Annotated in this window: 12 protein-coding genes; 7 read left to right on the forward strand and 5 right to left on the reverse strand. The window is 53.7% G+C overall.

Annotated elements, in window-relative coordinates:
- Window positions 1-149 precede the first annotated feature (149 nt).
- Together ACR0AG_RS00600 and ACR0AG_RS00605 are read left to right on the forward strand one after the other, a co-directional pair.
- On the forward strand, window positions 150-1,646 hold the full coding sequence (locus ACR0AG_RS00600; protein ID WP_480835354.1) for a phage tail tip lysozyme: 1,497 nt from the start codon (window positions 150-152) through the stop codon (window positions 1,644-1,646).
- A complete protein-coding gene (locus ACR0AG_RS00605) occupies window positions 1,646-3,589 on the forward strand; it encodes a hypothetical protein (RefSeq protein ID WP_480835356.1) in 1,944 nt (647 codons plus the stop codon). The genes ACR0AG_RS00600 and ACR0AG_RS00605 overlap by 1 nt, the downstream gene beginning before the upstream one ends.
- Before the next feature lie 287 nt (window positions 3,590-3,876).
- Here the strand turns inward: ACR0AG_RS00605 and ACR0AG_RS00610 are convergent, their stop codons facing one another.
- Window positions 3,877-4,596 (reverse strand): hypothetical protein, encoded by a 720-nt coding sequence (locus ACR0AG_RS00610; RefSeq protein WP_480835358.1) that lies wholly within the window; start codon window positions 4,594-4,596, stop codon window positions 3,877-3,879.
- 846 nt (window positions 4,597-5,442) lie between these two features.
- On the opposite strand from ACR0AG_RS00610, the gene ACR0AG_RS00615 reads away from it, so the two are divergent.
- Complete coding sequence (locus ACR0AG_RS00615) at window positions 5,443-6,108, forward strand: hypothetical protein (protein WP_480835359.1); 666 nt, start codon at window positions 5,443-5,445, stop codon at window positions 6,106-6,108.
- Window positions 6,109-7,581: 1,473 nt separating this feature from the next.
- Here the strand turns inward: ACR0AG_RS00615 and ACR0AG_RS00620 are convergent.
- The gene (locus tag ACR0AG_RS00620) at window positions 7,582-7,953 is read right to left on the reverse strand and encodes a hypothetical protein (protein ID WP_480835361.1); all 372 of its coding nucleotides are present in this window, start codon (window positions 7,951-7,953) and stop codon (window positions 7,582-7,584) included.
- A gap of 341 nt (window positions 7,954-8,294) precedes the next feature.
- Here ACR0AG_RS00620 and ACR0AG_RS00625 point away from each other — a divergent pair, with 341 nt between their 5' ends.
- Window positions 8,295-8,780: an SH3 domain-containing protein gene (locus ACR0AG_RS00625; RefSeq protein ID WP_480836844.1), complete on the forward strand. Its 486-nt coding sequence runs from the start codon at window positions 8,295-8,297 to the stop codon at window positions 8,778-8,780.
- Between the two features lie 154 nt (window positions 8,781-8,934).
- Here ACR0AG_RS00625 and ACR0AG_RS00630 read toward each other — a convergent pair whose 3' ends face one another.
- The 3 genes from ACR0AG_RS00630 to ACR0AG_RS00640 all read right to left on the reverse strand — a co-directional run bounded on the left by ACR0AG_RS00630 (window position 8,935) and on the right by ACR0AG_RS00640 (window position 12,022).
- Complete coding sequence (locus tag ACR0AG_RS00630; protein ID WP_480835363.1) at window positions 8,935-10,128, reverse strand: hypothetical protein; 1,194 nt, start codon at window positions 10,126-10,128, stop codon at window positions 8,935-8,937.
- A 126-nt stretch (window positions 10,129-10,254) separates the two neighbouring features.
- Window positions 10,255-10,788 (reverse strand): helix-turn-helix transcriptional regulator, encoded by a 534-nt coding sequence (locus ACR0AG_RS00635; protein WP_480835365.1) that lies wholly within the window; start codon window positions 10,786-10,788, stop codon window positions 10,255-10,257.
- A gap of 919 nt (window positions 10,789-11,707) precedes the next feature.
- Window positions 11,708-12,022, reverse strand: a complete 315-nt coding sequence (locus ACR0AG_RS00640) for a hypothetical protein (protein ID WP_480835367.1) — start codon at window positions 12,020-12,022, stop codon at window positions 11,708-11,710.
- A gap of 389 nt (window positions 12,023-12,411) precedes the next feature.
- Here ACR0AG_RS00640 and ACR0AG_RS00645 point away from each other — a divergent pair, with 389 nt between their 5' ends.
- Genes ACR0AG_RS00645 through ACR0AG_RS00655 form a run of 3 tightly spaced genes read left to right on the forward strand, consistent with a single transcriptional unit; the run spans window position 12,412 to window position 13,631 of the window.
- Window positions 12,412-12,582: a hypothetical protein gene (locus ACR0AG_RS00645; protein WP_480835369.1), complete on the forward strand. Its 171-nt coding sequence runs from the start codon at window positions 12,412-12,414 to the stop codon at window positions 12,580-12,582.
- 23 nt (window positions 12,583-12,605) lie between these two features.
- Window positions 12,606-13,190 (forward strand): hypothetical protein, encoded by a 585-nt coding sequence (locus tag ACR0AG_RS00650; RefSeq protein ID WP_480835371.1) that lies wholly within the window; start codon window positions 12,606-12,608, stop codon window positions 13,188-13,190.
- A 27-nt stretch (window positions 13,191-13,217) separates the two neighbouring features.
- Entirely contained in the window at window positions 13,218-13,631 is a 414-nt protein-coding gene (locus ACR0AG_RS00655) for a hypothetical protein (RefSeq protein WP_480835373.1), read from the forward strand.
- Window positions 13,632-13,638: the final 7 nt, after the last annotated feature.

Raw genomic sequence — 13,638 nt, forward strand, 5'->3', positions numbered from 1 at the left:
GCCATCGGCAACGCCCTGATGTATCGCGGGATGATGAACCAAATAGATGAGGGTGAGGCCCAAGGAGACAGCAAGGCCAAAGAGCTGATTGCGGCGGCATTGCAGGGCCGTGAACCCAAGCCTTTTGCCTCCAGCTCTGGCCCGCTCAGATGGCAGGCATCCCACCCCGTTCTGAGGAGCAGGAAATTGGTGACGCCACAATGGCCGCACTTGGCAAAGACGACGACATGTCGATAGAGGGCCAAATCCTGAAAGGGCTTTCGGACAGGGGGCTACCAGAACACGTTGCCCATGGGTTCATTGACAACTTCCGAGATGAAAGCGGGCTGCGCACCGACATAAACGAACACGCTCCATTGGTGCCCGGTTCACGCGGCGGATACGGCCTTGCTCAATGGACAGGGCCACGCCGCAGGCAGCTTGAGGCATTTGCACAGTCACAGGGCAAGCCTGTATCAGACCTTAATACACAGTTGGACTTCTTGGTTCACGAGCTTCAAGGCTCTGAGTCTGCGGCAGGGCGGAACATTCTTTCAACGCGCAATCGCTCAGACGCGGCGGCGGCAATCGTGAATGACTTCCTGCGCCCGGCAGAGGAACACCGGGCGCGCCGAGAGGCACAGTATCGGGGGGGCGCAGCGCCGCAGCGCGCCGACTACAGCGCCTTCTATGAAGCCTTTTCCAGCCCCTGGTTGAGCCAAGAGCAGAAAGCCATGTTGATGGCCGAGCTGGAGGACCGAAAGGAGGCTGACGACCGGGCATATGAACGCTGGGAGCAGGCGAATGACCCGCTGCGACACCTTCAGTTGCAAAAGGCCCAGCTTGAGCTTGAGCGTATGCAGAACCCGCAGCCGGGCTACACCCTTCTGACTGACGAGCAAGAAACCCAAATGGGCCTAGACCCAGCAGGCAGCTATCAGCAGAGCGGTGACGGGAAGATTTCGCGGATCGGTGGCGGCGGCACCAACATCTCTCTGACAACCGAGGGGACAATTCCGCAAGGCTACATGGCGAACCGGGACGCGAACGGCAGGCTCATCAGCTACACCCCTGTTCCCGGCGGACCTGAGGACACCAGCGTTGCCGATGCAAAGGCCGAAGAGGCCAAGGTGGTGTCAACGAACATCGTCCTGGATGAAATCGGTATCGCCAAGGAACTGATTGCCGGTCAATCACTGCTTTCCCCAGCAACCGGTTTGGCGGGTAAAGCAGCCTCAGTAATCGACAGCACCCGAGGCGGGGCACTCAAAAACAGACTGACGACTATCAAGGCCAATATCGGCTTCGATAAACTTCAGTCTATGCGGGATGCATCCCCGACTGGTGGCGCATTGGGTCAAGTTTCCGAGTTTGAAAACAGGCTGCTGCAAGCAGTGTTCGGCAGTTTGGAACAGGCACAGGAAGAAGGTGACCTTGTCTACAATCTGGACCGGCTTGAAAGCATCTACAACCGGATCATCCACGAGGGCATTCCTGACGATGAGGCCCGCGAAATGTACCGGCAGATAGAACTTGGTGGCCACGCTGGAGCGGAACAGGCCGACACGCCGCAAGCTGGCGCTCCGCAAATCGGATCTATCGAGGACGGATACCGCTTTCTCGGCGGCGACCCGCAAGACCCTTCAAACTGGGAGCAAGTGAACTGATGGCTGGACCTTGGGAAAAGTACAAAAAGCCGAAGGGCGAACCGCAAGGAAAGCCCTGGGAGAGGTACGCACAACAACCGATGGGGGATGGCTCAACCGTCGCCCCCTACACCCCATCACTGTTTGAACGGGCCATGACCGGCTTGCGCCAGAGCGGGATTGTGCCACGGGCAAACATTCGAGACTTCGAAAGCATCGGCGCAGGGGTACGAGGCGCGGTGGATACCGGCCTGTTCGGTTTCGGTGACGAGCTTATGGCGGCAGGCAATACCGCAACGGGTGTGGGTGGTGACTTTGGCGACTTCTCGGGCAACCTTGAGCGACAACAGGCCCGGTCAATGGCGGCTGACGTTCACCATCCCACAGCCTCGACGGTCGGCGATGTGGCGGGTCTTGCAACGGGTGTTGCCGGGATTGGCAAGGCGGGTTTGAGTCTCGCGGCGAAGGCAAGGACGCCAGGTAAGGTAATCGGGGGCTCTATTGCCGACGGCGGTCTGTACGGTGGGCTTGCTGGCACCGGACACACTGATGGCGGTTTTGACGAACGTGCCACGGGTTTTGCTGAGGGTGCAGCCATCGGCGGTTTAACCGGTGGTGCAGCCGCTGGTGCCTTGTCAGTTGCTCCAGCCGTCAGCGGGTATGTTTCACGCCGCGTTGGCAAGCCAGCTTCACAGGCGACAGCACGGATCAAGCAGGCCCTCACACCTGAAGCAGTTGCCAAATTGGACGACCTGGGGCCAGAGGGCACGTTGGTTGACGTCATGGGTGAGCGTGGGCGCGCTCTGGGGCGTGCAGCGGCCAATTCCAGCCCAGAGGCCCGTGAACTGCTGGAAACGGCCTCACGGACGCGTATGGCGGGTCAGAGCGACCGTTTGACGGATAGTCTGTTAACCGCGTCTCGAATGGATCAGCCGCAATCCGTTGACGACTTAGTGAGCGCTATTCGTAAACGTCGCCGCCCCAGCATCAACGCTGCCTACGATGAGGCCCGGTCTTTGGGCCACGACATCGACATGTCAGCCTTTGACGACTTGTTTCAGACCGACATGGGCAGAAAGGCTCTGCAACAGGGCCAGCGCCTCGCACGGGACCGTATGGCTGCCGAGGGCATATCCGGTGAGCCGTCATCACTCGCGGTACTCGATGAGGCTAAGAAAGCCTTGGACGACATGTCTCGCCCCTCACTGGGCCAGGGTCCGAACAACGAGCAATCAATTGCGGGAATGCTATCAAAGCAGGTTCGCCAGCGCATTGACGAACTGATGCCGGAATACGGTGGAGCAAGGCAGTTGGCAGCAAGTGCCCGGACAAGGGAAAACGCGGTTAACATCGGCGCTGAAGGTGCAAAACCCCGTATCTCGGCAGACTATGCCCGACGCGCTGAGAAAGCCGCAATGGCGCACCCCGACGAAGTTGCGCAGGGGTATGCCTCGGGCAAGATAGACCAGCTACAGAACCGCAGAGACACACCGGGGGCAGTTGATAACCTCTTTGGCCCACGACGCCAGCAGGACGCTATGCAAGCCGCTCTGGGGCCGAAGGGTGCCGCAGCAGTTCAGAAGCAGATTGCCAACGAAAGAACCTTTGGCGAGACGCATAGAGCCCTTACAGGCAACTCAACCACGGCCCGTCAGTTGATTGAGCAAAGCCTTCTTGGCGCAGGCGGTGCTGGCGCGGGTTATGCTGTCACGGGGGATTTGCAAGGCGCTGGAGGCGGTGTTGCAGCGGCATTGCTGGCGAGACGCGGCGGAGCAGCGGCTCTGAGGCACATGACGGCAGGACGGGAGGCCAGAGTTGCACCTGTAATTGCTGAAATGCTGACAAAGGCCGGGGTTCCAGCACAAGTTCAGAGCGCCGTCACTAAGGCACCGGACAAGGTAAAGGAAATGATTGTGCGCGCCTTGATGATGAACGCAACCGGGCCTCAGTTGAGCCCAGAGTAAAGTATCCAGGCCCCGTATAGCGCGGGGCCTGCTACCAATCCGACTGATGCGATTGTGAGGGCACCCCACCCGAGCCAGGAAAGTTGACGGTCGCCGTCTGTGGCCACTGTCAAAAGGGCCCAACAAAAAGCCGCAAATATCGAAGCTGAGGCAGCAACGACGCAATACAGTTGGAAAATGGACAGGTCTGCAACAGTCATGTATCTAAAATGGACACCCTCACACGCCCTGTAAAGCCCGCAAGGGTGGACAACATAGAATAGCCTAGCCCACTCAGATAATCTGACTTAGTTTTTATGGACTCTTGGTTCTATGTCCCTATCGAGTCTCTGCATGCACCATCTCAAAAAGAAATGTACTGCTGTGAAGGGCCATAAGATTACCGCCATTGGGCGTTTTTGGTACGGCACAATCTGCAAGCTTCTTAAAAACCGTTCCTCATACTTCTCAGATTGGCTTTCACCAATACTGACGACAAGCGCCCCAACAACCCACCATAACATCGCCAAACCTGGGGTTAGAATAAGGCACAGAATGAATGGAAAACCTAGGCTAATACTTGTCACTAAAGCTAACAACGTGAGTATCACCAAAAGTGCCAAAACAGCAGCGAAACTCGCGTTTTCCGTATCTTCAGCATTTACTACATCTTGGTCCACCATGTTAGTCATCGCGGATTGCATTGCTGTCCTTGCTGGTTCGTTTGCACTAGCGCTAAGCCACTGAGATTCACTTTGGCTTCGAAGACTCTTGGAAACATCCGAGCAAAAAGGTTCTGGAGTAGGTGCGCCCGTAGATGTGGATAGAATATGTCTTAGAAGTTTCGCACCTTCCGGTTTGCCTACAAATGACAATGAAGAACTGTGAATAGCTATTCTAACGATCCCGCCGCTTTCAGTGTCCTGTAACTGATAGTACCCTTGAACGTGCTTACGCCTGATTTTCAAGCCTTTTGCTCGAAGAATGTTAAAAACTTCGTTGAGCTTTTGTTCGGCGTTCCCAATCATCTTTTTGCTCCGCTTGCCTCAAATCTCGCTTCAATTCCAAAGTTTGGCACTTCTGCAAAATGTCATAGGGCAAATAGAATTATTACCATCTCTTGCCCAATTCACTGTCAAACATACATGACAACCTTGGTTTATTCCAGAACCAGCACCATCCGACATGCACTAGTTGAAGCGCGAACGACCGCTACAATCGTTAGAGTTGAATGGCTTTTCACCACCATTAAATGACTGCTAATCACACAATCGCCAATGGCGGACGTGGCCGAAATTACGACAAACCCTCAATGGGGGACGTGGCAAAAGACAGATTGCGAGTTCACAAAGGTCGGCTGGCTTCAAATGTCCAATAATCGGACTTTTGCCGAGCCTGTCAGCCTTGTGGTGCACTCGTTCCACACGGTCACAAATATGGGGTGATCCCGCATTTCACCGCACAGGCTCCAAACACGCCCGTCAGGGCGCATTGCACGGTTCCGGGGCGTATCGGGCTGTCTGACTGTCCATATCGCCGCTACGGGCCCGCGTATCATGTCTGTGGGGACGTGGATCGTTCACCCCCCCCTGCCGGTTGTCGTCAGGCCGGGAATTCCCGGTTTGGGGAAAGATGCCAACTTGGCGAATTGGGAAATCTGGCCAAGTTGGCCGCAATTCCCCGGACAAAACCTTTGCTGATGATACCGCAAATGTGGAGATAATCTCCAGTTTAAGCATTCTGTGCAGATGTGCATAGTTTCGCTCCACCGTGGAGCATATCCCATGTTGCAGAAGTAGCAGATGTAGCAGGGGGTCAGTTCGGAATCTGAGTTTTTTCCAATTCGGGAAACAACCGATATCGGGAAATCGGGAATGGCGTTTCTGCCCCGAGTTGGAATAACAAATAACTCTCTATCCTTCAAAGCTTGTGGTAACCTGGTTGGTATGTTGGTTTGGTTGATACGAATTCAGATTGCGTTTTTTACCTGTATTTCGGTGGTAGCTTGTGACACCGCAATAAACTCAGGTGCATCCTCGACCGGCGCTCGCCAGCCAATATCTCAGCAGGACAGCCCTCTTTGCAACGACGCCTACGTAAGAGAACTTCTTAAAACAGATCCGTCGTTTCAGTCGCCAGGATCGGATATCACAAGTGACGAAGGTATCCAGTCCCTTGTCAATCAAATTGACTTTCTTGAACGCGTTCAGCGTGGATGCGGGCACCAACGGTTTCAAGAAGATATCGATTCTCTGAGGCGATTGAAAAAACTGGTCGAAGAACAAAAGGCACAAGTCGAAGGCCTCAGAAGGCAAGTAGCAAAAGGTTCGGGACCACGATACAGCCCCAGTATTGGTGACCTCCTTCTAGGGCTCGGTTCAGCAGCGGCAATAATTACTTCAGTAAACGGCCAGTCCTATGGCGGTTCCGCCGGGAACGAATCTAGTAGTCCGGCAAACTGTAGGTGGCCAGAAACGACCTGTGTGAAAAACGATCCTAATTACCAGCAATGCGTCTCCCTGCCAATTTGCAGGCCTTAGCGGAAATTGGGTTCATTGACTCAAGTTATCGAACCGCCTGACCACTCGGTTATTAGTTACGGCTTGCCGTAAATTGTGATTGCTTTCCACCAGTCTGCACATTCTCAAGCAAAGACAAACGGTTACTCATTATAAAATGGGGCTTTGGTATAAGTACGGAATATCCCGCAATAAGACGGCCCGGCGTTCGTAATAAGAAAAGAGCCTTTGGGAACAGAGGGTTACTGGTGGGCCAACTGTTCCCACCAGTCTCCCAGATGGTAGAGACGCTGGACCTCAGCCAGATTGAGTCTATTTGCGTCCGGTTAAACTGGAACTTCTGGTTCCACTTTCCTGTCACCGAGTTTCGATGCATCTTGCACCATTTTCTTGCCCCCAGGTTTCGGAACAAGTTGTTCCATTACTCCGCCCCGTTCCATGCCTGAAAGCAGGCACCAAACCCCGAACACCATTCGCAGTTTCCACCGATTTGGTTTTCGCGTTCAAAACCGCCCGAGTCAGCTTGTCGGCCAGTCAGCTTGTAACCGTGCCAGCGTGTCGTTTCGTTTTGAACCACTTGCGCACCATAGCAGAGGGAGCCTGAGGGAGGGAAAGAGGCATAGGACGACCAGCCCTAGCACCTGGCTAGAGTTGGTCCCGCTGCCTTGCTGTACCATAGCGTCGGTCGCCGTCGGTCAGTCAGAGGCCCGTTGGTCGCAGAGGGGAAACGCCGCCGGTCGATTGCTACTTGCGAAAGCCTTCCCTGGCTTCCGGCAACCCCGCTTCAATCTTTCGGACTGCGGTTGGGATTTGGTTGCGCCCATTGGTATCCCGTTACCCCTTGCCGCCAACGTCTGTGAACCACCCAGAAAGGTATCACTTAGATACGGCGTGAGTCTCTGTTTGTCCAGCATACGTTCCGGTTTTGGACTCCCTATGTTGCGGAATGATTCTGCATCTGCTATTAGTTGTCTTGTGAACCATTACCCGTCCCAACGGGTCCTGCCCTGCATCGGTTGCGCCCGGTGTGGGGCTTTCTTTCGGGTCTCTCCAAATTTAGACACCCTGAAAGATTTATCGGAGGTCGCTACGCGCGCGGGGATCTGCTCAAAATTGAGCGCACCCCATCCAAGCAGCCTCCCACGCCATGGACACCGTTTAGCGGGTTTAGCAGGGGTTCCTGACCAATCGCCGACCGCCCACAGACTTCGTTTCAATCATCCCATGCCGTATCCATCGGCTCACGGTCGATTCTGAGCGACTAACAAGTTTGGCGCATTCCTGAACTGTTATCCAATCCTGTCGGGCCGGTTCGAGCAGCCGCTGCAGAGCACATTCCATACGGTCTATTTGCCGCTCCAATTTTTCAATCCGCGCACTGTCGATTGCGACATAGACCACTTCATGCCCCTGCATAACACGCATCCTCCAACGTAATTCGATGTAACAGGAATAGCAGGTTACAAGGTTGTCTGCGCAGTACGCGCGCGCACGCTAGTCTGAGGAAACCTTGTGGTAAATCAAAGGTCGGCTGTCATCCGTCGCCCCATACTTGATTATCCCGGTTTCCGGATCTCTGGTGAGCAATCGGTCCGGTACTTCGGCTGGCTCTTCACCCGCACAAAACACTTGGCCATTCTGACGCAACATGCTGCCATCATCTTGCAGCACGCCCTCAGCGACGATCCAACCCTGCCCAGTTGGGCAAAGCGAGATTACCGAGGGGACCACCCTTAATTCATAGGTAACCGCATCCTTTTGAGATATAGATAAGTAGTCGATTGATCCGTCCAAAATATCGAGGCCTTTATACAATCCGACCCAATCATCTTCTCCGGCAATGACCGGATTTGCGAATGCGAACATTACCAAACTTATGGCGGCTCCAACTCTCTGGTTCATTCTGTACCCCAAAAAGATTGTTCGTTTTCAAACTGCACTTAAAAGAGAGACGATTCCTCGGCTCCTCTCAAGGATTTTCTCAGTGCAATGGATACACGTCATCGGATTCATGTTTGATTTCCAAGCTGACTGCGAAGCGGTTCTTGACTCAAATCGCTCTCCGCACTGATATTTTTTCATTTCCTCTGCCACGGAGAAGACGAATGAGACTTTCTTTAATTGCCATCACGGCAGCGTTCTTGGTGTCTATGCTCGCGAGCACAGTATCCGCTCAGACACAAGGGTTCACAACTACGTCCGTCCATATGCGAGCCGGGCCAAACACAAGTTACCCAGTGGTCGCAACGCTTCCACAAGATGCAACGATAGAGATTTTCGGCTGCCAAACAGGCTATAGCTGGTGCGACACCGGATGGAACGGCGCTCGAGGCTGGATCTCTTCCAACTACATCCTCACGGATAGCGATGGAACAAAGAAGGTAATGAATCCGGTGTTGGCTGCAGCTCTGGGTATCGCGATTGTAGATTTCAGCCAAGTATACTGGGACAACCATTACCAAGCGTATCCGTGGTTCCCCTCCTGGAACCGGTATTACCACCCCTACCATCCGTACCACCCAGCTCCAGGCCCATATTGCTATCACGCACCACAAGACCCGGCATGTCACTACAGCCCTTACTATCCCAATAGGTTCTATCAGCCCGCGCCTCATGGCCATTCGCACGGAAGCGGACACGGGCACCACCACGGACACAATGGTGGAGGACATGGCGGGCACCACCACCATTAATTGACTGCTAATCACACAACGGAAAGGACGCGCCTTATGCAGGCGCGTCCTACCAACGGGGAAATAGAAAACCGCGCTCTCAACACAACATGAGCGCTAACTCGTTAACTGCCCTCAATGTGCCGGGGCTTAAAGAGTGGTTCAGTGAAGCGGGTCACACATCCTCACTGTTTTTGGCTTCAGGTCGAAAAAATGGGTCCAATTCATCAATCTTGTTTTGCGCCCAAGCCAGATAGTCATTCATGGAATTCCCGTCAGTTTCGTACGCAAAGTCGTCTGGCCTATTGCGAAGCTCGTTCAAGAACCCTTGCAGGCGCTGGACCTCTTCCCAATTGCTCGATAGCTGCTTGAATTGCTGCCATCGCTCTTCGTCAATCCGAGTTCGCTGTTGCTCTTCGAACCTCTTTTGTTGTTCGACTAGATATTGACGCTCGCGCTCTCTAGCTTCTTCTTCTCTACGTACCAGTATCGGCCCCATAGCAAGTACGTCACCAATTACCGAAGACAGAAATTCACCACCTTTCCAAGTTTCGGTTTCGATCCACTGGTCTTTCAGGCCATCACCACCGACGTAGGTCTTTGAATGGATCCTGAGAAATCCCGAGGGGCGCAGTGCGGAGTTGTGATGGTCCGGGTATGCCGTCCAGTCTTTTTCCCGTTGCGAAGGCTTGCGTCGATCCTGGAGCATTTTCTCTTTGACCAGGATTTTTATTGTCTGGCCCGAGCAAGATATCTTCAACTCTCCGTTGATTTTCCCTTCGAGCGCCTTGACGCCATTGAGCTCTAAACCCTTCAGGAACGCGCTGGTCATTCGAAAGCGGTATTTGTCGCGTTCGGTTAAATCAATTTCGGCGTCAATCTGCCCCCACTGGAGGTCCCACCCGAACTCTTCCTCAAAGTCAGTCCCACTCCAATCATGCTGCTTTCGGTTGCGGGCTTCCTTTTTGGCTTTTTCGTGGGCTGTTTTGTGCTCAGCGACCCAGCGAGCAACGATCCAATGCAAGCCTCTCATATGCGCCGGAACTTTGCCTATACTGACCACGGGGTTTACCTGCTGTTTGGCCTGCTTTACTGCCTCTTTTTTCTTTTTGGCCTCCTTCTTTTTCGGCCTGCGATCCTGAACCGTCACCATTCTTGGCTGGGGTTGCTGTGGCTTCAAAAGTGGCGACTTGGGGAGCTTTTGCCCGGCTTGAACTTTCGCCCAGTAACCTCGAGGGGGCGTTGGTATCTCATGGCGCTTGCAAAGCTTCGTTAGGCCCCTACCGGACATCCCAAACTCTTCTGCCAGCGTTTCCATCGGCGTTTTCCACACCTTATCGTACAGCTCTTTTCGTGAAAATTGTGCCATGCGAGATCCTTCCGGCAATAACTGCGCGCAATGCCCGATTATGTGCATTTACCACTTTGATAAACGTACATTTAAAAAGCAAAAGCCCCGCCGAAGCGGGGCCAATATGTGGTCGTTTTGGTTGACTTATGCCGCTATGGGCTCGCCTAGAGCAGCCTCAACATCAGCGCACGCTTTGTCAAAGCCGCTGCCAGTTTGGACGTTGAAATTGATGACTCGCGATACTTGAGCAAGTCTATACTCATTTTCGGACAACTTACCCTGAGCGCATAGCCAGTGCGATACTTCCACCCAATCCCATAGGGGGCTATTGGTAGTGACGCGTGCATAAGGCTTCGGGAAGTTCTTGCCTCTCTCACCTTTCTCATAGTGACTTACCGCACCTCTGGTGAGACCAGCGCGTGACGCAATTTCGGATGCGCTCACAAGAAAGTCAGGTTCAAATCGCATGATTTCTGAGCCTGTTGCCAAGATATTTTCATAAGCGCTCAAAACTGCTTCTTTATACGAATCTGACTTTCTGTGAAAACAAGCCGCTATCGCGCCATGCATCAACGCCAAAGTTGCGTCAGCACATCCAGCTTCAAAGAAAATATCTTCGAAGTCATCAGCATGCGGGTCGGCAACATCGACCACGAATGTGAACTCATACGTTTCCATTTTTGCCTCCTTCACATGAACATTTCTCAACTAGACGGCGAATGTCTTTCGCGTGGTCTTGAGGGCTTGTAGGTGTACTCCACACTGACATACGGCAACCTGACCTATCCGCGTTTGGGCAAAAAATACGCGCCCAACAATGCCCCTTTCGAGGCTCGATTCTCCATCCATTTGACTCTGCAAAGGCAACCGCTGCCTCAATGTGCTTATTTGTGTGGCGGCTGCGCTTCATATTTTCCACTTAGATATTGATAGTCTGTAAACAAATGTCAACGGAACCCGTTGCGCATATCTCGAATTGTGATTGCACTTATAGCGTGAGGCTGTGTCGAGAACCACAATATGTAGTATTACGGGGATTCCATTTTATTCACTTTCCGCTAGAAATTGTGCCATCCGAGCATTGAAATAATGGTTACAAAAATCCGTGCAATCAGTAGTTGGCTACCAAAAATCACTCTGGCACTGGGGGGTCAATACCGAATCGCAATCGAGTAAAACCTACTAGCATTCAGAACCTAGCACGCCGCCATCGAACCAATTTCGCAAACGGACAAGCAGGGTCCCCAGTCTCGTCTTTGAGCACCATCAATTAGACTGCCACTTCTTAGGCCATGGTTTCGGTTTCCGCCCACCAGGTCCTCCCCATACAGCGTCTGCATCTCTTGTTGGGCTGTCCTCATTCAGATACGGCAGTCTGTCCGCCTACGCATCAAGGTCCTGAATATCGTACAGCCTGTTTGCGCCCGACACCTTCACCGGAATGCCCAGGGTTCGAAGCTTTGACGCGAAAACGCCCAGATAGTGGGCGGCAGCTTTTGTCCGCATTAGCCGGGGTGGAAACTGGAAGCTCACGTTAATAACGCCCTGCAAAAATCGACGGTAACAATCGTGCCCCGCTTAAGATGGCAAGAAATGCTCACTGGCTGCCTTTCTGATTGAATTTCCCGTGCCGCAAATTCAATGCGTCGACAGCGAGCTCCTCAACAAAGACGATTGTTTTGACGGGCGGAAGATGTTCACCGAAACTTTCGTTGCCATCTATGTCATCCATCAAAATCTCAAATGTCCTGGATACTACCAGGTAATTGTATTTCACGCCCTTCCACTCCAAATCCAACCTATCGCCAGTCGCTGGGATCGTAGGCAGCTTTATGTCAAACAACATCTCTTCTTGAGTTCTGCCCGCCGGAACAAGCCTCACGTATTGGTCTAGGGTTTGTGGATCGGTCATGCGCCGCCCCCAGAGCGATGTTCGCCGAGGTCAAACCTGTTTCGTAACCGGACACCATGGCCACCTCCGTTTTCTGGAATAAAGTCAACCCCCGCACCTTCAAGCGCATTAACGACTGCCGCCTCTGACTCGGCTGAGACCAGCCCTTTATGTGATGGGCGACCCTCTAACCGTCGCAGTGTTATCAAAGGGACGCCCGCCATTTCACACAATTCTTGTTGCGTAAGATCCGCCAGAACACGGGCGGCTTTAATTGGTTTTTTCATATCTTTAACCCTATGAGAACTTTTTCTCACTGTGCACTTGTTATCAGTAATGTCTAGTGATATAAAGCTATCAGTAATTGACACAAGGTAAGGGTTTCCACCATGCGCGACCGCCAACTCCAGATGACCCGCGACCAAATGCAATCCGAGGCACTGGTTATCAAGTGCCTGCTGAACACGGCGATGGCTTTGCGCAACGCGCCGGACCCGAACGACGAGACAATATTGCTCATCGAAATGGCGCACCAACGCGCCGCCAAACTCAACACGGCTCTGGACGCCGTGAACGCCTGAACACGACGATGAAAGGAACGAATATGATTGACCGTCGTACCCTCATTCAATCCGCGCCCGTTGCCATGTTGGCCGTTGGGGTATCTGCTGGGAACAATGACCCGCACCCCGGCTGGCTGAACCGCTGGCATGAAGACCGCCGCGACCTCAATGCAACCGTTGGGGCCATTGACGAGAATGACCCGCGCTGGGAGCCGTATCACGAACTTGAACGGCTCATTGCATCCACACCAGCCACCACGATTGAAGGTGTCGCTGCGCAGGCAGAGCTTGCCGCACACCCCGAGTTTGGCATTGCAGACGCAGCCAGCACAGACAGCGATTGCGTGTTGCTGCGCACCCTGTCGCGGGCTCTACAGTCCATGTCTGGCATTGAGGCCCCAGCCATCCAGCCAGAACGCGCCGAACAACAGGCGTCCGACCGGGTTGCTTACTTCGCAAGTGTTTTGGGGAAAGAACCACCCGCCACGTTGCTAAGTGCCGATGGTGCGCCTTCGCCCGAGTTGATGGCCTTCTGTCGTGACACCGGCATGTCGCTGGATTGGGCCTTTACCGGGGATCTGAAACCCATGGTTCTCGCCAGCCACCGCGACCGCAACGCTGCCTAACCGCGACTTTGATGAAGGGATACACGTATGACTATTCACCGTCGCACATTGCTGAAATCCAGCCTTCCCGTGCTTGCCGGGTCTATCGCTCTGGGCGCTGTTGCTGATACCAGTGCAACGCCCATCCAGCGGCTATATACACGCTGGCAGAGCGCCAATGCCAAATACGAAAGGCTGGCGGATGAGGGCGAGGCTCGCTTGAACGCAGACCGCGCAGCAGGCAACCCCGACGCCAGTCAGAACGACCGGGAACACGAGGCGCGATACGTCACGCCTGCCTATTCCGCCATGGTCGAACTTGAGGCCCAAATCATGACGCAGCCTGTAGAGTCCGCGCATGACTTAGCAATCAAGGTCATTATCGCTCTGCGGGTCGAGGATGCACACGACACGGACCAATACCGCCGTTTGCATTCTGATGCCGTTGGCTTGCTGGTGTAGGAGGGGA

This window comes from Ruegeria sp. H6, assembly GCF_056532975.1.

Bases quoted from the DNA above. Each gene is read 5' to 3' on its own strand.
- ACR0AG_RS00600 (WP_480835354.1), top strand. From the start codon at position 150: ATGGCAGGCATCCCACCCCGTTCTGAGGAGCAGGAAATTGGTGACGCC.
- ACR0AG_RS00605 (WP_480835356.1), top strand. From the start codon at position 1,646: ATGGCTGGACCTTGGGAAAAGTACAAAAAGCCGAAGGGCGAACCGCAA.
- ACR0AG_RS00610 (WP_480835358.1), bottom strand. From the start codon at position 4,596: ATGATTGGGAACGCCGAACAAAAGCTCAACGAAGTTTTTAACATTCTT.
- ACR0AG_RS00615 (WP_480835359.1), top strand. From the start codon at position 5,443: ATGGCGTTTCTGCCCCGAGTTGGAATAACAAATAACTCTCTATCCTTC.
- ACR0AG_RS00620 (WP_480835361.1), bottom strand. From the start codon at position 7,953: ATGTTCGCATTCGCAAATCCGGTCATTGCCGGAGAAGATGATTGGGTC.
- ACR0AG_RS00625 (WP_480836844.1), top strand. From the start codon at position 8,295: ATGCGAGCCGGGCCAAACACAAGTTACCCAGTGGTCGCAACGCTTCCA.
- ACR0AG_RS00630 (WP_480835363.1), bottom strand. From the start codon at position 10,128: ATGGCACAATTTTCACGAAAAGAGCTGTACGATAAGGTGTGGAAAACG.
- ACR0AG_RS00635 (WP_480835365.1), bottom strand. From the start codon at position 10,788: ATGGAAACGTATGAGTTCACATTCGTGGTCGATGTTGCCGACCCGCAT.
- ACR0AG_RS00640 (WP_480835367.1), bottom strand. From the start codon at position 12,022: ATGACCGATCCACAAACCCTAGACCAATACGTGAGGCTTGTTCCGGCG.
- ACR0AG_RS00645 (WP_480835369.1), top strand. From the start codon at position 12,412: ATGACCCGCGACCAAATGCAATCCGAGGCACTGGTTATCAAGTGCCTG.
- ACR0AG_RS00650 (WP_480835371.1), top strand. From the start codon at position 12,606: ATGATTGACCGTCGTACCCTCATTCAATCCGCGCCCGTTGCCATGTTG.
- ACR0AG_RS00655 (WP_480835373.1), top strand. From the start codon at position 13,218: ATGACTATTCACCGTCGCACATTGCTGAAATCCAGCCTTCCCGTGCTT.